Source organism: Tenacibaculum sp. (assembly GCF_048269885.1).
GTDB lineage: Bacteria > Bacteroidota > Bacteroidia > Flavobacteriales > Flavobacteriaceae > Polaribacter.
Genome location: NZ_JBLWTZ010000028.1, coordinates 1 through 18,829 on the forward strand (window position 1 = coordinate 1; position 18,829 = coordinate 18,829).

The window sequence follows — 18,829 nt, forward strand, 5'->3', positions numbered from 1 at the left end:
AAAAGGACAGCATAAACGAGTGCAGAAAGACTTCTTACAAAAAGGTTAGACATATTTTAAAGGTCTTCAAAGAGCAGCAAATATAAATCTTTTGTGTTATTATTACCATAACTCAAAAAATTATCATCTTCAACTTCAAACGTATAATTCTTAATAGAACTAATGTTGGTTGGTATGTTACCGCTAAAATGTGTTTTAATACCCGTTAATCCTTCTCCTGTATTTTTTACTAGCTGACTCGTCGTAGCATATACAATAAAATGTTTAGAGAGAGAGGCTAGTTTATGACTGCCTAACTGATTAGAAGAAAATAAAATTTCTCCTTTGTCGGCAATCAAATGTTCACAAGAAGTAAAAAAAGGGACAGAATCAGAGGAATGGTTTTGTACAGAAATATCAATTTTTTCAGTAATTTTTAATAAATCATAATCCGTACAAGTAATTGTATGCCAATTGTTTTCTTGCAAGATGTTTTTTAAATGATTGCTTACTTCGTTTATTGATGTAGAGTATAAAAATTTTCCTCCTTTATTAATAAAATGATGCACAAAAGAATCATCTAAAGACAAATGAACTTCTTGTTCGTTGACTTTTTTTTCTTTAGATGATTCTTGATATGTTTTAAATAATTTTTTAAAAAAATTCATTTAAATAAAAACTATTCTTCTGTTGTAATTTCAGGCTTTTCTTCCTTTCCAAATGGTCTGTCTCCAAAGATTTTTATTAAATCATCTTTAAAGATAACTTCTTTTTCCAGTAATAAATCAGCAAGTTCTGTTAATTTATCCCTGTTCTTGTCAAGTATTTCAATAGCCCTTTTGTATTGAGTTTCTATTATTTCAGAAATTTCTTCATCAATCTTTTTAGCAGTGGCATCACTATAAGGTTTCACAAAGGCATCATTACCAGAAGAATCGTAATAGGTAACGTTACCTACTTTGTCATTCAAACCATAAACAGTTACCATAGCTCGCGCTTGTTTAGTAACTTTTTCTAAATCACTTAACGCTCCTGTTGAAATTTTATTGAAAATTAATTTTTCAGCAGCCCTACCTCCCATGGTAGCACACATTTCATCAAGCATTTGTTCTGTTTGAACAATTTTTCTTTCTTCAGGAAGATACCAAGCAGCTCCTAAAGATTGACCGCGAGGCACAATTGTTACTTTTACTAACGGAGCAGCGTGTTCTAACATCCAACTAACAGTTGCGTGACCCGCTTCATGAAAAGCAATTACTTTCTTTTCTTTAGGCGTTATTACCTTGTTTTTCTTCTCTAACCCGCCTACAATTCTATCAACAGCGTCTAAGAAATCTTGATGCTCAATAGCTTCTTTACCCTTTCTAGCAGCAATTAAAGCAGCTTCATTACATAGGTTAGCAATATCAGCACCAGAGAAACCAGGTGTTTGTTGTGCTAAGAATTCTAAATCGGCATTTGCAGCTAATTTTAACGGCTTGATGTGAACTTCAAAAATTTCTCGACGTTCGTGTAAATCTGGTAAATCAACATAAATTTGACGGTCAAAACGTCCAGCACGCATTAAAGCTTTATCTAACACGTCTGCACGGTTCGTTGCTGCTAACACAATAACATTGGTATCAGTACCAAAACCATCCATTTCTGTTAATAATTGGTTTAATGTGTTTTCACGTTCATCATTACCACCAGTCATACTGTTCTTACCTCTAGCACGTCCAATAGCATCAATTTCATCAATAAAAATGATAGAAGGAGATTTTTGTTGAGCTTGTTTAAACAAGTCACGTACACGAGAAGCACCAACTCCAACAAACATTTCAACAAAATCTGAACCAGATAAAGAGAAGAAAGGTACCCCAGCTTCACCAGCAACAGCTTTTGCTAATAAAGTTTTTCCTGTTCCAGGAGGCCCTACTAATAAAGCTCCTTTAGGTATTTTACCTCCTAATTTAGTGTATTTTTCTGGACTTTTTAAGAAGTCAACAATTTCTTGTACTTCTTCTTTAGCGCCTTCTAAACCAGCTACATTTTTAAAGGTCGTTTTAACCTTAGTGTTTTCGTCAAAAAGCTTGGCTTTAGATTTACCAATGTTAAAAATTTGACCTCCAGCACCACCACCTCCAGCAGCTCCAGACATTCTTCTCATGAAGAAAAGCCAAATAACAATTAATAAAATAAAAGGTAGAAAGCTAATGATGGTATCCATCATACTAGTTCTTTCTACATTTACTTTGTCAAAGTCTAGGTTCTTTTCTTCTTTTTCCTTGTTGATTTCATTTTCAAAATTTTGTAAATCACCAAAGTTATAGGTGTAAAGAGGAGATCCCTTTCTGTAAAATGGAGAATCTGCTAATTTTTTATGTTGCTCTTTTTTCTCAGCCTCAGGCTTTAAAAATATTTGAGCAACATTGTTGTTTTCTACAACGATTTCTTTAATATCGTTTGCTTGAAGAATTTCAGTAAACTCGTTTTTTGTAATATTACGAGAACCTAAGTTACCAGAATTAAAAAAGCTTAATCCTAGTAAAATTACAATTATTGGTATGTATAGCCAAAATGAATTGAAACTAAATTTTGGCGCGTTTTTTTTATTATCACTCATAAAAAGGTGTATAAAATGTTAGCAATTATGCAGGGTTGATTTCTGTAATTTTTGCATCTCCCCAAAGACTTTCAATGTCGTAAAATTCACGAACTTGTTTTTGAAAGATATGTACAACAACATTTACGTAATCCATAAGAACCCATTCAGAGTTTCCTTGCCCTTCCACATGCCAAGGTTTGTCTTTAAGTTCTTTACTTACTATTTTTTGTACAGAGCCTGAAATGGCGTTAACTTGTGTGTTCGAATTAGCAGAACAAACTACAAAATAATCACAAACAGTGTTTTCTATCTCTCTTAAATCTAGTAATTGGATATCCTCTCCTTTTACATCATCAATCCCTTTAATAATCACAGCTAAAAGATCGTCTGTGTTTGTTTGTTTTATTGTCATTAAAAAAAATTAAGTTTTAGCAAAGTTATTATTTTTTTGCGAGTAATTTATGTAATATTGATACTTGTTTTACACGCTAAATGCATATGAAAATAATCAAACTTAATGCCATCGACTCTACCAACACCTTTTTGAAGAATATGGTGTCAAAAGTGGTAGCTGATGATTTTACAGTTGTAGTTGCTAAAACCCAAACTAAAGGTAGGGGGCAAATGAATTCTGAATGGGTTGTTGAAGAAGGAAAAAATCTCACTTTTAGTGTGTTTTCTAGGTTTACAGACTTAGATGTTGAAAAACATAAGTATTTAAACTTTAGTGTTTCGTTAAGTGTTTTTGAAGTTTTAAAAGAACTAGGTTTACCAAATTTGGCAATAAAATGGCCTAACGACATTCTGTCAGGAAATAAAAAGCTGGGAGGCATATTAATTGAAAATACATTAAAAGGTAGTAAAATAGTGTCGTCAGTAATAGGAGTTGGAATAAATGTAAACCAAGACTCATTTTCTAAAAACTTACCGAATGCTTCTTCTGTAAAAAATATCTTAGGAAAAGAATTTGATTTGGATATATTGTTAGAAAGTACTTTGAAGAAGCTAGAAGATTACTTTACGCTTTTAGAAAAAAAAGAATATGAATTATTAGAAGAAGCTTACTTAAAGTATTTGTACAAAAAAAATGTTCCAACAATGTTTAAAAAAGGTCAGAACATTTTATTTATGGGTAAAATTATAGGAGTATCTAAAAATGGAAACCTCCAAATAGAATTAGCAGATGAAACTATTCAAGAATTTGGCTTAAAAGAAGTTTCGTTTGCTACTTTATAACTTTTCTAAATTTTCAGTTAACGTACCGATAAACTTTGTTAATGGGGCTTTAACCATCATTGCCATCATAGCGTTAAATTCACCGTCGAATTTTAAAGTAGCTTGACTTTCATGATCATTAACTTCAGTTATGTCAGCAGCTAATGTAAAAGGTAATTTACTACTTGCAGCGCCTAAGGTAACATTAGAGTATTCAGTTTTTTCTTTCATGATTAACCGAATTTCTGGCATCCCTTTTAAACCAAAAATAAAGCTATCACCATCAATCTCAAATTTTTGCGTGTTTTCAGGCATTAGTTGTTCAAAGTTTTCTAACTTGGTTAGAAATTCAAATAAATCTTTAGATGATTTTTTTACAGTAACGGTATTTCCTTCTATATTCATTATTGTGCTGTTATTTATCGTTTTGGTTCCACTCACTAGGGGCAATTCTCCAATCCTCTAAAGTTCGAAGTTCCTCGCTAGTAATATATTTACTATCTAGAGCTTGCTCTAACAAATGTTCATAATTACTTAAAGTAGTTAGTTCTACTTTGTCATTTTTAAAATTCTCTGTGGCTATGTTAAATCCATAAGAAAAAATAGCAATCATTCCTTTTACATTGGCATGTGCTTCTTTCAATGCTTTTACAGCATTTAAACTACTTTTTCCAGTACTAATTAAATCCTCAATTACTACAACATTTTGACCACTTTCTATATGTCCTTCAATTTGGTTTTGTCGACCGTGCTTTTTAGGTTCGGGTCTAACATATACAAAAGGCACTCCTAGCTCTTGCGCAACGAGTATACCAATTGCAATAGCACCAGTAGCAACCCCTGCTATAACATCAGGTTTGCCATGTTTCTCTTCTACTAGTTTGGCAATCTCTTGTTTTAAAAAATTTCTAACAGGAGGGTACGACAACGTGATTCTGTTATCACAGTAAATAGGTGACTTCCAACCAGAAGCCCATGTGAAAGGTGCTTGGGGACTTAATTTTATAGCCTTAATTTGCAAAAGAAGCTCGGCAGTTTTTTTTGCTGTATCTTTGTTAAAATCCATAGCGCAAATGTATAAAGTTTTTGTTAATGATAAACCAATAATCTTTACAACTTCACTTAAAAATGAAGAAGATTTTTCAGTTTATATCTACAAAAATACAATTATTGAAGAACTTATTTACAAGTTAAAAGTAGGTAAGTTAAACGGTGTTTACATCTATTCTAATAATTTAATGGAAGATTGGAAAGACTTTAAAATTAAGTTTAAAATAATAACTGCTGCTGGAGGATTGGTTTTAAACGAAAGTAAAAAAGTGCTGTTTATTTATAGAGGAAATAAATGGGATTTGCCCAAAGGACGTGTTGAGGAAGGAGAAAACTTGATGGAAACAGCCATAAGAGAAGTAGAGGAAGAATGTGGCATTGAAAAACTTATTATTAGTAGAGAACTTCTTATTACCTATCATTTATTTATGCAGCAAAACGAATATCGTTTGAAAGAAACACATTGGTATTTAATGTTTTCTAATTATGAGGGAAGTTTAACTCCTCAATTAGAAGAAGGTATTACTAAAGCCGAGTTTAAAGCCGAGGAAGAAACTAATAAAGCATTACAAAATACATTTGCAAACATAATAATGGTGTACAAATCTTATGTAAACAACACCAATTAATGACACTCTGTCATAAAAAATACGCTAATTGATACCTTTTTCTGTCAAAATATAAGTAAAAAACCAATGGCATACACTTTGACTAATACTACTCGTAAAATTGAATTTAAAACTTTTAAAAAAGATAAATAAAGATTATGAGTAAAATTATAGGTATAGATTTAGGTACTACGAACTCATGTGTTTCTGTAATGGAAGGTAATGAGCCAGTAGTAATTCCAAATGCAGAAGGAAAAAGAACAACCCCTTCTATAGTTGCATTTGTTGAAGGAGGTGAGCGTAAAGTAGGAGATCCTGCAAAGCGTCAAGCAGTAACAAACCCAACTAAAACAGTTTATTCTATTAAACGTTTTATGGGGAATAAATATTCTGAGTCTCAAAAAGAGGCAGATAGAGTTCCTTATGAGGTAGTAAAAGGAGATAACGATACACCAAGAGTTAAAATTGATGATCGTATGTATACGCCTCAAGAAATTTCTGCAATGATATTACAGAAAATGAAGAAAACTGCTGAAGACTACTTAGGTCAGGGAGTTTCTGAAGCGGTAATTACAGTACCAGCATATTTTAACGATGCTCAACGTCAGGCAACTAAAGAAGCAGGTGAAATTGCTGGATTAAAAGTTCGTCGTATTATTAACGAGCCTACAGCAGCTGCCTTAGCTTATGGATTAGATAAAGCAAATGATGATAAGAAAATCGTAGTATTTGACTTTGGTGGAGGTACACACGATGTTTCTATCTTAGAATTAGGAGATGGAGTATTTGAAGTATTAGCTACTGATGGAGATACACATTTAGGAGGGGATGATGTAGATGAAAAAATCATTAACTGGTTGGCAGAAGAATTCAATGCTGAAGAGAATATGGATTTACGTAAAGATCCTATGGCATTACAACGTTTAAAAGAGGCTGCAGAAAAAGCAAAGATTGAATTGTCAAGTACAACGTCTACAGAAATTAACTTACCATACATTACTGCTACAGCTAGTGGTCCAAAACACTTGGTAAGAACATTAAGTAGAGCTAAGTTTGAGCAATTAATCGACGATTTAGTAAAAAGAACAATCGAGCCTTGTCAAACAGCGTTAAAAAATGCGGATTTATCAACTTCTGATATTGATGAAATTATCTTAGTAGGAGGTTCAACTCGTATTCCTGCAATTCAAGAAGCAGTAGAAAAGTTCTTTGGTAAAGCACCTAGTAAAGGAGTAAACCCAGATGAGGTTGTATCTTTAGGAGCGGCAATTCAAGGAGGAGTGTTAACAGGTGATGTAAAAGACGTATTATTATTAGACGTAACACCATTATCATTAGGAATTGAAACTATGGGTAATGTATTTACAAAATTAATCGATGCAAATACAACCATTCCAACCAAAAAGTCGCAAGTATTCTCTACAGCAGTAGATAACCAACCATCGGTAGATATTCACGTATTACAAGGTGAAAGAGCGATGGCAGCAGATAATAAAACAATTGGTCGTTTTCAATTAACGGATATTCCACCAGCACCAAGAGGAGTTCCTCAAATTGAAGTAACTTTTGATATCGATGCAAATGGAATCATCAATGTATCTGCAGCTGATAAAGCAACAGGAAAATCACAAAACATCCGTATTGAAGCTTCTTCTGGATTAACAGATGAAGAAATCGAAAAGATGAAAGCTGATGCTGAAGCAAATGCTGAAGCAGATAAGCAAGCCAAAGAAACTGCAGACAAAGTTAATGGAGCTGACTCTATGATTTTCCAAACAGAAAAGCAATTAAAAGAGTTTGGAGATAAATTATCAGCAGATAAAAAAGAACCTATTGAAGCTGCTTTAGAAGAATTAAAGAAAGCTCATGAATCTAAAGACCTTGCAGCTATTGATGCTGCCATGGAAAAGATTAATGAAGCATGGAAAGTTGCTTCTGAAGAAATGTACAAAGCGCAACAAGATGCACAAGCAAACGGAGCTGGTGCGCAGGGTGGTGCTGATGCAGGTGCTTCATCAGAAAGTGGAGATAATGTAGAAGATGTTGACTTTGAAGAAGTGAAGTAATTTCTTAGATATTTAAATTATTAAAAGCTCGCCTATTGGCGAGCTTTTTTACTTTTAACAAGGTTGTATGATTTCTTTTAGAAAGAAAAAGAAACGTTTCAGAAAATAATAAAACCCTTTCAGCAAGTTTTTCAGTGTATTTGTTACTCCGCCTATACTTTTACCCACAAATAAGGGAAAAGCACTTTTATAGAAGTGCAAAAAATAAAAATTAGAAAAACGTAACACATGAGAAAAAAAGTTACCATGTATGCAGGCGCAATACTTTTTGTACTTGCAAGTATCACAGGTTGTGATAAAGATGAAGAAATTATTCCAGCAGTATTTTCTATTGATGAGATAGAAAAAGACTTCGGAACAGTGGAAGTGGAACAATCTGTAAGTTATTCATTTGAAGTAACAAATGAAGGGGGAGCAGATTTAGAAATTGATGAATTTGTTATAAAAGGAGCCAATGCAGCAGATTTTTCTACAAGTGCAGTACCTAAAGTAATTAGAAAAGAAGAGACTTACAGCTTTGAAATTACTTTTGCTCCTTTAACAACAGGAAATAAAGAAGCGGTTTTAGAAGTTGTGACTAACATTGGTAAAAAAGAAGTAACAGTAACAGGTGTTGCAGTGCCAAAACCACTGCCAACTGTTGACTTGAGTGTAACAACCTTATCGTTTGGAGATGTAGAAATTATGCAAACAAATGATGTTACATTCACCATAACAAATAGTGGAGATGCCGATTTAGAAATTACTGCTTTTGAGGTAAAAGGAACAAATGCTGCTGATTTTTCAACTACAGCAACCGTAGAAACCTTAGCTGTAGGAGGAACAAAAACGGTTTCGGTAATATTTGCTCCAACAACAGAAGGGGATAAAATAGCTAGTTTAGAAGTAACAACAAATGTTGGTGTAAAAGTTATAGCGTTAGCTGGTAAAGGTACAGCAGTAGCAGCACCAGTAATGACGTTTAGTGAGTCACCAATAGCCTTTGGTACTGTTGAAGTTGGACAAGAAGTATCAAAGAATATAACCATTAGTAATACAGGAAATGCTGACTTGGAAATCACAAATGTGAATATAGTAGGAGGCAGTACATCGTCATCTTTTTCGGTAGTTGGAGGAACAAGTTCCTTAGTAAGGACTATTGCTTCTGGAAGTACATATACTTTTGAAGTTAAGTTTAGCCCAAGTTCAGATGGGTTTGCCTCAGGGTCTATTAGACTTTTTAATAACTCTAATAACGATGATGTGTTTTTAGGAATGAATGGAACAGGAACAGCACCAGCGCAACCAGCCATTGCTTTTAGCGAAACAGGGTTGGATTTTGGTGATGTAACAGTAGGAAACTCTGGAAATGATTTAACTTTTGAAGTTCAAAATAATGGTCAAGGAAATTTAGAAGTAGGCGATATTAGTGTGAGTGGAGCTAATGCTGCTGATTTTACTTTTGTTAATGTATCTGCACCTCAATCTATCGCACCTAATAGTTCTTATGTGGTAACAGTACGTTTTACACCACAGTCTGAAGGACAAAAATATGCAACGATACTTGTAGAAAGTAATGACCCTACAAAACCAAGATATGCTATTGTTATTACTGGTAAGGGTTTACAAGTCGTAACAGGTAATATTGTAAATATACCAGATGCTAATTTTAAAACGGCTTTAGTTACTAATAACGCTATTAATACTAATGGTGATTCTGAAATTCAGGATTCAGAAGCACAAGCTTACACAGGTGTTATTCGTGTTGATGGACTTAATATAGCTGATGTAACAGGTTTAGAGGCTTTTGTAAATATTTCAGAATTTCATGCAATGAACAACGCTTTAACGAGTATAGATTTGAGCCAAAACACAGTTATTGTAAGATTATCGTTAAAAAATAATAACTTAACTTCATTAGATCTTTCATCTAATACTGCTTTGCAAACAATATTAATTCAGCAGAATAATATAAGCTCAATCGATTTAACAAACCACTCCAATTTAGGTAACTTTCAATGTGGTGATAATAATATTTCAACCTTATTGTTGCCAACAACTGCAAATAGTTTAAAAACTTTATACTTAGAGCACAATCAAATTAGTTCGTTAGATGTTGCTATGTATCCAGATTTAAGAACTTTGGTTGTTTACAATAACAAGTTAACAAGTATAGATATTTCTGCTAACTCAAAAGTTAATAGTTTACATGCTAGAAATAACAGCCTTACTAGTTTAAATGTTGCAAATGGTAACAATGTAAATTTTCTTTACATGGTTGCAGATGGAAATCCTAATTTACCATGTATACAGCACGACGCTGGGTTTGATCCTCTATATCCACCAAATACGCCAGCACATCAATGGACTAAACCTGTTGGTGCTAGTTGGAGTACAACCGCATGTCAATAAAAAATAGTCCCTTTAAATAGTAATTCAAGAAAGTTACCTGTGTAAAAGCAGGTGGCTTTTTAATAGCAAAACAATAATAGAGATGAAAAAATATACAACATTACTTTGTTTATTCTTCGCTAGTTTTTTGTTTCACCAAACGGCAAATGCTCAGTTTGGTGGCATGTTGAAGAAAGCGAAGCAAAAAATAACTAAAAAAGTTGAAGAGAAAGCTTCTTCAGCAATAGAAGAGTCGACTACAAGTTCAAATACCAGTTCAACGTCTAATGCTAATGAGTATTCTGATGAAGAGTTTAAAAAAGAGTTAGCTAAAAAGTACCCCAATGATAAAGAAAAGCAAGATTTTTATTTTAAAAAGTACAAAGAGTATCAACAAAAGCAAGCAGCAGAAAAAGAGGCTTTGTTAGCTAAAGAAAATAGTAAGGGAAAGGTAGTGAGTGAAATTCCTTCACCCATAGAAAGTAGTGAAGAGAATAAGTTTAAAGACAATCAAGTTTACGTATTAAACAGAACAAAGTTTAAAAAAATACCTGCTTATAATGGTGGTTTTTCCGATAAAATGGAATTATCTGGGTACTACCATTTATCACAATACTTTGTTAGAAATCCATCAAGTCACTTCGATAGTAACCCAGGAGATATTTATGAAGGATTTTCTATAGAATATAATCCCGTAACATACCAATTAAACGCGTTTTTTTCTCCAGAACAAAAAAGATATGGTGTAGTGCCAAAACATTATAGAAAATCTGCGGATAAAGGAAATATTCAATTTCAATTTGGTATGGGAGGAGGACCTGAATGGACTAATGCAAATGTACTTTTATTAGAGCCAGGTGTATTATTAATTGGTGCTGAAGTATATCATAAAAACGACAATGAAGGTCATAAGTGGATGAACAATGCACAACCAAAGCAGTTTGTAATTGCTGCAAAAGATCCTGAAAAGATTAAAAAGTATTACAAAAACGTTCAATTAACTGAACAAACAACTTTTAGCCTTTTTGAAGAATTACGTAACGATTCGGAAAGAGATGCATTAGCTAAAGTAAAAATGCCAGCTAAAGGGAACTTAAACAGTAGCTTGATAGGAATTGCTACCAAAGGTTTAACTGCTTATTACAGCAAAACCAGTATGAAGAACTTAAAGCAATATGTTACTTCGAATAGATGGTCAATAGTAAAGCACAAAGTATCAGGAATTCCTTTGTACCAATGGGCAGTAGGAGCTGTTGTTCAGAAAAATTCTGACGGACAGTGTATGCTGCAACAGTTTATTTTACGAAGAGATTACAGAGGAGGAGGAAACTACGGTGAAGCTTATTTTAACGGCATAAGCCGAACAGGAGGTGCTCCTTATGGAGCTTATTGTAAATGTGACATAAAATAAACTCCCTATTGTGCATTTGAGTGATTTTTTCTTGTTGTAAAGAAGAAAAATTGTATCGAAAATTAAATTAATACAAAAACTTTTATCCTTGATGCAAATTGCACTCACTTAAATAGTACAACTCGTTGGAATTGATAGCGTTTTTTCAAGGCATACAACAGGTTTAACAAAATATATAAAATGAAAACAAGAAATAAATTATTAATGCTAGTACTCTTATTGGTACTAGGATTTACTTCTTGCTCTAAAGAAGAGCAAGCCCCAGCACAAGAAATTTATAATAATACTATGAATTTTGGGCAGGATGAATATGGAATTCAGCAAGTAAATATAAGCTATAATCTTCATGGTGATATTGCAATAGGATTGCATTCATTAACAAAAGATCAATCAGCTCAACTACCAGCAGGCTCTGGCGCCAAAATGGAATTTGAAGGAATTAAACAAGTTGATATTTCAATGGACGCAGATTACTATATTGAAATGCCTGAGTCTCATTATTATTTAGGTGCAGTAAATGGTTTTCAACTTTTAAGGTCAACTAATGTTGACAGTAAAAGAGCTGTTGAGGGATATGTTAAAGTTATTGAACTAACTGCCGATAACATTCAATTAAAATATGCATACAAAAGACTAGATGGTGTTGTGTTTGAAGGAGCATATAGTGGACTGTATACAGAAGATTAAAAAAAGAATTATAGAAGAATATTCAAAATACAATAAACATAGTGTTATCTTTATTAATGAGGTGTATAAGGTGTTTAGATAGTGACGATAACGTTGTTAGAGAAGCGGAATTTTTATGCTAGATTAAATTGTTTTGCATGATGAAATTTTATGTTAAAAAAAGAAGACTTAAAAAGAAACACACACATACAGTTCATAAATTTTTACTGCTGCCATTATTTTTTAGAGGTAAATTTTATTGGTTAAAAACCGTTAGTATTGAAAAATCATTCAATGGATATAAATTTATTATTATAGGGATTAATTAATGAACTTTAAACTAAAAATAGTTATAAATAAAGGGGGTGTTTTTGCGTATTATTGCAGAGCCACCTTTTTATAGTAGTAGTAAACTTGTGAAAAAAACTATTTACATACTTGTTTTTGTATTTCTTCTCTTTGAGAATGTTTTTTCTCAAGAACCTTTTTATACACAATTTACCTCAGATGATGGTTTGGTCTCTTTAGCTAATTTTAATATTATTCAAGACAAAAACAATTTAGTTTGGGTCGGAGCAGAGCAAGGATTGTTTTACTATAATGGAAAAAAGTTTGTAAAGTTAAAAAATACGATTGCCACTACGAAAAGTATATTCAATTTACAGATTGATGACGAGGGACAAATTTGGTGTTCTACCATTTCAGGACATATCTATAAAGTTGTAGGTAAAGAGTTACGGTTGTTCAAAGACTTTTCTAATGAGCTAAAAGGAACTTTTGCCCATTTAATAGTTATGAAAAACGATGTTTTCTTTATATCTCAAAGGAAAAGTTATCAGATAGATAAAAAAAATGGATCGGTTAAAAAAGACTTACATGCAGAGGTTTCTAAAATAGCAAAATCTGAAAATGGCTTTTTTTACTACAACTTAAAAGAAACAAATAACATAACTCATGTTTATGAAGAAAATGGTGTGCCTGTTTTCAAAAAAATAAAATGGGATCAAGAAAAACTTTCTTTAGATAAAGGGAATTTTCAAATGTTTCAGTGGTTTGATGAGGTGGTAATTCAATTAGAAAAAGATGTTTTCAAAACGATATCAATTAACATACATACCCGAAAAATTAGTACGATAAAACTTCCCCAGAATTTTCAAAAAGCTCAAGTATACAATACCAAGAAGTTTCAAGAAAACTGGCTGTTAACGTCAAAAGGAATTTATAGAACTTTAGAAAAGACAAAAGTTAATGATACCGAACAAATTTTTAAAGATTACCACATCACCGATGTTTTAAAAGATAATGAAAATAATTATTGGTTAACAACGCTTCAGAATGGTGTTTTTGTAGTGCCGAGTTTAGGGATAACAAAGAAGAGTTTTTTAGAAATAAAAGAAGATATTATTTCAATAGAAGCGATAGCTGAAAATCATTTGTTGCTAGGTACACAAAATGGAAATTTAATAGATTACAATACACAAAATAACAAGTATACGGTAACGAGTTTATCGAATCAACGCCCCGTAAATAGAATTAAGTATGATGAAATACTCAATAGAGCATATGTAAGTACCAATGGTACGAGTAGTTATATTTATAACTTGAAGAGTAAAAAAAATACAAATGTAGGTAGTCAGTTTACAACTGCTAAAGGTTTTGCTCAAATAAGTAAAGATTCTCTAGTGTGTTTATCGTATCGACATGCTATTATTTACACCAATTTATCAAAAAATAAAGAGCATATAGTTTTAGAGAATAAAAGACCTATTAGCACTCATTACGATTCTAAAAATAAACTTATTTACGTAACTTATATTGACGGAACGGTAGTTTATAATACAAAACTACAAACCATTCCTGTAAGTTATCAAAACAAGCCCATTATTTTTTCTGAATATACTCAAACTGTTAATGGTAACATATGGGCAACTACAAGAGATAAAATCTTAGGATTAGCAGCTGGAAAAGTTACCGACAGTATTACGTATTCAACAGGATTGTTGCAATCCCAAATAAAAGGAATTTTTGGAAAGGATAATTTTCTATGGATTGTTACTGAAAAAGGGATACAGCGATATGATACAGATAAAAAATTGATAAAAACAATCAATTTAACTGATAAAAGTGCCATTAAGTTTAAACAACCAGTTGTTCAAAATAATCATTTATGGATAGCTGGAAACAATTTTTTATGTAAAGTAGATGTATCTATTCCAAATTTAACGCACTCTAAAACAGTTCCATTGGCTTATATAAGTAATGTTAAAATAGGAGGTAACGAACAAGAAATAAAAACAAAGTATGAGCTACCTTATAAAACCAATGATATTACATTCAATTTTAATGCAAACGGATTTAAAGCTAGTAGTAAAAATGTTTTTCAATACAAGCTTTTAGGTTTCAATACCGAATGGCAAACATCAGAATTGAATGACGATGTTGTTAGGTATATTGGAATTCCATCTGGAAAATATGAGTTTTTACTTAGAACCAAAAGCTTAGATGGAAGTATTGGGAAAGAAAGTAATGGTGTTAAAATTATTGTTCAAAAACCTTTTTGGGAGCATTGGTGGTTCATCGTAACTGTATTTTTTACATCAGTTTTAGGGGTCGTAATGTATTACCGAATTAAGTTACAGTGGAAAGAGAAAGAAGGAGAGCGAGAATTAGAAAAAGTGATTTTAGCTAGTAGAATAAGTAAGTTACGATTAGAGAACTTACGCTCACAAATGAACCCTCATTTCATTTTTAATTCATTAGGCGCAATTCAAGATTATGTAATGAAGAACGAAAAATATTTAGCGAGTGATTACCTGGTTAAATTTTCCCGTTTAATTAGAATGTATTTAAATCATAGTAGGGTTAATGTAATATCGCTAAAAGAAGAACTCAGTTCACTTGAAATTTATATAGCATTAGAGCAATTGCGATTTGAGAATAAATTTAAAGTTCATTTCTTCGTAGATAAGAATGTAAATAAAGAGCAATTTGAAGTTCCACCGTTGTTTTTACAACCGTTTGTAGAAAATGCCATAAAGCATGGACTTGTTCATAAAAAAAAACAAGGAAACCTATGGATAACAATTAAAAAAGAGACTGTTAATTTGTTAATTGTAACTATAGAGGATGATGGTATTGGAAGAAAAAAATCATTTGAAATTAATAAGAAAAGACAAGGACATAAGTCTTTTGCAGTGAATGCCACCCAAGAACGAGTTTCACTGTATAAGAAAGAAAAGCTGTTTGATATTTCAGTAGAGTTTACAGATAAAGTTGATGAAAATAATAAGGCTACTGGAACGGTAGTGACACTAAAAATAAAAAGAATTTAAAAATGAAAGCATTAATAATTGATGATGAGGCAAAAGCACGTAGTGTAATGGAAACGATGCTTACAGAATTCTTTCCTGAAATAAAAAGTGTTATTACAGCCGATAACTTGTTAAATGGAGTAAAAGAAATAAATGAACATACTCCTGACATTGTTTTTTTAGATATTGAAATGCCAGAGTATTCAGGGTTGGAGATTTTAGAGTTTATATCAGAGCCTATTGAATTTCAATTAATTTTTACAACAGCCTACCAGCAATACGCATTAGAAGCATTAAAGTTATCGGCAATAGATTATTTGGTAAAACCTATTGATAGAGAAGAGTTGCGAGTAGCTATAAATAAGGCTAAAGTAAACATAGAGCAGAAAAAGGTCTCAGCACAATTTTCAGAGCTAAAAAAAGCAATTCAATCTTTATCGTCACATAAAATAGCTTTAGAAGTTCCTGGAGAAATTATTTTTGTGTCTCATGAAGATATCTTGTATTTAGAAGCAGATGGTATGTATACAAAGGTACATTTGGCAAATAAAGAAAAGCAGCTTATTTGTAAACCGTTATCATATTTCGAAAATCAACTTCAAAGCAATAACTTATTTTTCAGGTGCCACAGGTCTTACTTAATTAATCTCCATTATTTAGAGAAGTTTATAAAAAAAGATGGAGATTTTTTGTTGATGCAAAATCAAACAACAATACCTATTTCTAAAACAAAAAAACAAGAATTTATAAAGATTATAAAAGAAGTGTTTTAGATTTGCGGTATGCAATTTTACCAAAAAGAAATTCAATTACCAGTATTTAACAGAGGTTACCATTTAATTACAAATATTTTATTAGAAGCGCTACCAGAGCTTAATAAAATTAAAATAGGACAGTTTCAGGCATTTATTAAGCATACATCTGCAAGTTTAACGATTAATGAAAATGCTGATCCAACCGTTCGAATGGATTTCGAATCACATATCAACAAAATGATCCCTGAAAATATGCCGTACTACAAACACGATTATGAAGGAGCAGATGATATGCCAGCACATATTAAAAGTTCTATGTTAGGATGCCAAGTACAAATTCCGATAACCCAAGGAAAGCTCAATGTAGGAACTTGGCAAGGAATTTATATAGGCGAGCACAGAAACTATGGAGGAAGAAGAACTCTTGTATTAACAGCTTTTGGAATTTAAATGAAGTATCATAAATTTAATTTTTACAGAAGTACCTATTGTGAGTTTGAATTGCAAAACATCGATTTTTTTGAGGAGATGAAAGCGCATTTTCAAAGTAAATCAGGTAGCTATTACTACTACACAGAAGAAGGAGTTTTTCGCTATTCAAATCACTGGGGTAGAGTAGCCAATTGCCGATGGAAAATTCAGGGAATAGAAAATTATAAAAATCAAAATTATTATGTAGGGTACGCAAATTGGTCTGATTTTTATCCATTAAACACGACAGATAAGGTGTTTTATTTAGAAGTTGATTACAAAGAGTGTAAGGCAAGTATAAAAAGAGCCCAAAACAATATAGAATACAATCGGTTTTTAATGACCTCAGAGTTTGCACACCAGCGCTTAAAACAAATTCAAACTTTATTTAAAGAGTACAAGTGGGCACGCTATTATGAAGAGGATATTGATATGTTAAGAAAAAAAATAATCAATAAACTCATAACAACAAACAAAACGTTACAACAAGTAAAGTTAGAATTATGAATCTTTGTAGTCTCTATTAATACCAATACTAAACCCAAAGCGCATGTCGCTTTCTCTACCTAATCTGTGAATCGCTACCTTACCAAGTGGAATTTTGCCAAACTCATTATTGGTAATTTCTTCATTGTTTAAAACAAGCTTTCCTTTAAATTGTTTTTTGGTATTGTACTCACTTCTATCTTTTTTGTGCTGATAAATGTTTATAGATAAAATATGATCTTTATCAGTATAACCGCAAAAAATACCATGCGTATCCCAAATAATATAGTCATTACTTTTTTTTAATTCCCTACTAGGTGGGCCTAAAACTTCAACCAAAGTGCTATAATTAGTGGGAAATGTAAGAGGTTTACTATTAATGTGTATTATGTCTGTATCGCATACTATAGTTAAACTCGTTACTTTTTTCTTCTTAAAAAAATTAAACATAACAGTTCCTAATTTGATTAACGGGGGCTGAGCGTAAAACTAAAAAATAAATTTTAACTAACTCCTTTCTCTTTTAGTTAAATTTGCTAATTAGATATAAAATCCTAATAAATAATGAACATACCTCAAACAAGTTTTCCTCGAGTACTAATTATTGGAGGAGGATTTGCAGGATTGGCAGCGGCAAGGGCTTTAGAAAACCAAGAATTACAGGTAGTTTTAATAGATAAACACAATTACCACACTTTTCAACCTTTGCTCTATCAAGTGGCTACAGGTGGGCTGGAGCCCGATAGTATCGCGTTTCCTTTAAGAAAAAGATTTAACGATGTAGAAAACTTTTTCTTTAGGTTGGCAAAAGTTACCCAAATCAATGCTGAGAAAAATTATATTGAAACGACAATAGGGAGCTTAGAGTATGATGAGTTGATTATCGCTACCGGATCAACAACTAATTTCTTTGGAAACACCAATATTCAAAAACACGCTATGGAAATGAAATCAGTTCCGCAAGCATTGAATATTCGCAGTTTGGTTTTAGAAAACTTTGAAGAGGCTTTATTGGTTACCGATTTAGAGAAGCGAAGAGCATTGATGAACTTCGTTATTGTAGGAGGGGGGCCTACAGGAGTTGAACTTGCAGGCGCTTTAGCAGAAATGAAAAAAGGTATTTTACCAAAAGATTATCCAGATTTAGATATTCGACAGATGAAAATAAACCTTATTCAAAGCTCAGGTGAGTTGTTAAAAGGAATGAGTAATAAAGCTTCTGAAAAAGCAGAAGACTTCTTAATAAAGCTTGGGGTAGATGTATGGAAAGATCTTCGGGTGTTAGATTACGATGGAGAAACTGTTACTACAAATGGAGAAGATCATTTTAAAGCGCAGACAGTTATTTGGGCAGCAGGTGTAAAAGGAGCTACTGTTTCGGGTTTACATAAAGAATGTGTAATAGAAAGAGCTAATCGGTTTGCAGTAGATGAATACAGCAAGGTAATTGGATATGATAATATATATGCTATTGGAGATGTAGCGCGTATGGAAACCAAAGACTATGAAAGAGGACACCCAATGATGGCACAACCAGCTATTCAACAAGGACGCTTATTAGGTAAAAATATTTTAGCAAAACTAAAGGGTAAAAAGCAAAAAGCATTCGTGTATAACGATAAAGGTTCTATGGCGACTATTGGAAGAAATAAGGCAGTAGTAGATTTGTCAAGATGGAAGTTTCAAGGGGTTTTTGCATGGTTTATTTGGATGTTTGTGCACTTGTTTTCACTTATCGGGTTTAGAAATAAAGCAGTTGTATTTATGAATTGGGTATACAATTATGTGCGTTTTGATAGAGAAACAAGGCTTATTATTCGCCCGTATAAAAAGAAAAACAAAAACAGTTTTTAA

Annotated in this window: 17 protein-coding genes; 11 read left to right on the forward strand and 6 right to left on the reverse strand. The window is 32.3% G+C overall.

The features are described from left to right. Positions 1 to 56 precede the first annotated feature (56 nt). Genes ACN0WY_RS15665 through rsfS form a run of 3 tightly spaced genes read right to left on the reverse strand, consistent with a single transcriptional unit; the run spans position 57 to position 2,978 of the window. The gene (locus ACN0WY_RS15665) at positions 57 to 647 is read right to left on the reverse strand and encodes an LUD domain-containing protein (RefSeq protein ID WP_330487265.1); all 591 of its coding nucleotides are present in this window, start codon (positions 645 to 647) and stop codon (positions 57 to 59) included. Positions 648 to 658: 11 nt separating this feature from the next. Further along, entirely contained in the window at positions 659 to 2,584 is a 1,926-nt protein-coding gene (ftsH, locus tag ACN0WY_RS15670; RefSeq protein WP_330487264.1) for an ATP-dependent zinc metalloprotease FtsH, read from the reverse strand. A 25-nt stretch (positions 2,585 to 2,609) separates the two neighbouring features. Then, the gene (rsfS, locus tag ACN0WY_RS15675) at positions 2,610 to 2,978 is read right to left on the reverse strand and encodes a ribosome silencing factor (RefSeq protein WP_125068011.1); all 369 of its coding nucleotides are present in this window, start codon (positions 2,976 to 2,978) and stop codon (positions 2,610 to 2,612) included. Positions 2,979 to 3,064: 86 nt separating this feature from the next. Between rsfS and ACN0WY_RS15680 the strand changes: the two genes are divergently transcribed. Continuing rightward, positions 3,065 to 3,802: a biotin--[acetyl-CoA-carboxylase] ligase gene (locus ACN0WY_RS15680; protein ID WP_330487263.1), complete on the forward strand. Its 738-nt coding sequence runs from the start codon at positions 3,065 to 3,067 to the stop codon at positions 3,800 to 3,802. Here ACN0WY_RS15680 and ACN0WY_RS15685 read toward each other — a convergent pair. Both ACN0WY_RS15685 and pyrE read right to left on the reverse strand, forming a co-directional pair. Next, positions 3,797 to 4,186 (reverse strand): SRPBCC family protein, encoded by a 390-nt coding sequence (locus tag ACN0WY_RS15685; protein WP_417800959.1) that lies wholly within the window; start codon positions 4,184 to 4,186, stop codon positions 3,797 to 3,799. The two genes, ACN0WY_RS15680 and ACN0WY_RS15685, sit on opposite strands and share 6 nt — an antisense overlap. Before the next feature lie 10 nt (positions 4,187 to 4,196). Then, entirely contained in the window at positions 4,197 to 4,847 is a 651-nt protein-coding gene (gene pyrE, locus ACN0WY_RS15690) for an orotate phosphoribosyltransferase (RefSeq protein WP_417800960.1), read from the reverse strand. Between the two features lie 7 nt (positions 4,848 to 4,854). Between pyrE and ACN0WY_RS15695 the strand changes: the two genes are divergently transcribed. From ACN0WY_RS15695 to ACN0WY_RS15735, 9 genes are all read left to right on the forward strand, one after another. Continuing rightward, positions 4,855 to 5,460: an NUDIX hydrolase gene (locus ACN0WY_RS15695; protein WP_417800961.1), complete on the forward strand. Its 606-nt coding sequence runs from the start codon at positions 4,855 to 4,857 to the stop codon at positions 5,458 to 5,460. A 137-nt stretch (positions 5,461 to 5,597) separates the two neighbouring features. After that, positions 5,598 to 7,505 carry a molecular chaperone DnaK gene (gene dnaK / locus ACN0WY_RS15700; RefSeq protein WP_330487259.1) on the forward strand — a complete coding sequence of 636 codons (1,908 nt, stop codon included), beginning with the start codon at positions 5,598 to 5,600 and terminating at the stop codon, positions 7,503 to 7,505. 228 nt (positions 7,506 to 7,733) lie between these two features. Continuing rightward, positions 7,734 to 9,896 (forward strand): choice-of-anchor D domain-containing protein, encoded by a 2,163-nt coding sequence (locus ACN0WY_RS15705; protein ID WP_417800962.1) that lies wholly within the window; start codon positions 7,734 to 7,736, stop codon positions 9,894 to 9,896. Between the two features lie 82 nt (positions 9,897 to 9,978). Then, positions 9,979 to 11,286 (forward strand): hypothetical protein, encoded by a 1,308-nt coding sequence (locus ACN0WY_RS15710; RefSeq protein ID WP_417800963.1) that lies wholly within the window; start codon positions 9,979 to 9,981, stop codon positions 11,284 to 11,286. 180 nt (positions 11,287 to 11,466) lie between these two features. Then, positions 11,467 to 11,973: a hypothetical protein gene (locus ACN0WY_RS15715; protein ID WP_417800964.1), complete on the forward strand. Its 507-nt coding sequence runs from the start codon at positions 11,467 to 11,469 to the stop codon at positions 11,971 to 11,973. 395 nt (positions 11,974 to 12,368) lie between these two features. Continuing rightward, a complete protein-coding gene (locus ACN0WY_RS15720; RefSeq protein ID WP_417800965.1) occupies positions 12,369 to 15,284 on the forward strand; it encodes a histidine kinase in 2,916 nt (971 codons plus the stop codon). Positions 15,285 to 15,286: 2 nt separating this feature from the next. Continuing rightward, positions 15,287 to 16,036, forward strand: coding sequence for a LytTR family DNA-binding domain-containing protein (locus ACN0WY_RS15725; RefSeq protein WP_330487253.1), 750 nt, complete (start codon positions 15,287 to 15,289; stop codon positions 16,034 to 16,036). Positions 16,037 to 16,045: 9 nt separating this feature from the next. After that, the gene (locus ACN0WY_RS15730) at positions 16,046 to 16,468 is read left to right on the forward strand and encodes a secondary thiamine-phosphate synthase enzyme YjbQ (protein WP_417800966.1); all 423 of its coding nucleotides are present in this window, start codon (positions 16,046 to 16,048) and stop codon (positions 16,466 to 16,468) included. After that, a complete protein-coding gene (locus tag ACN0WY_RS15735; protein ID WP_330487251.1) occupies positions 16,469 to 16,996 on the forward strand; it encodes a hypothetical protein in 528 nt (175 codons plus the stop codon). Here ACN0WY_RS15735 and ACN0WY_RS15740 read toward each other — a convergent pair. Then, the gene (locus ACN0WY_RS15740; RefSeq protein WP_417800967.1) at positions 16,991 to 17,314 is read right to left on the reverse strand and encodes a hypothetical protein; all 324 of its coding nucleotides are present in this window, start codon (positions 17,312 to 17,314) and stop codon (positions 16,991 to 16,993) included. The genes ACN0WY_RS15735 and ACN0WY_RS15740 overlap by 6 nt on opposite strands. Before the next feature lie 225 nt (positions 17,315 to 17,539). Here ACN0WY_RS15740 and ACN0WY_RS15745 point away from each other — a divergent pair, with 225 nt between their 5' ends. Beyond that, complete coding sequence (locus ACN0WY_RS15745; protein WP_330487249.1) at positions 17,540 to 18,829, forward strand: NAD(P)/FAD-dependent oxidoreductase; 1,290 nt, start codon at positions 17,540 to 17,542, stop codon at positions 18,827 to 18,829.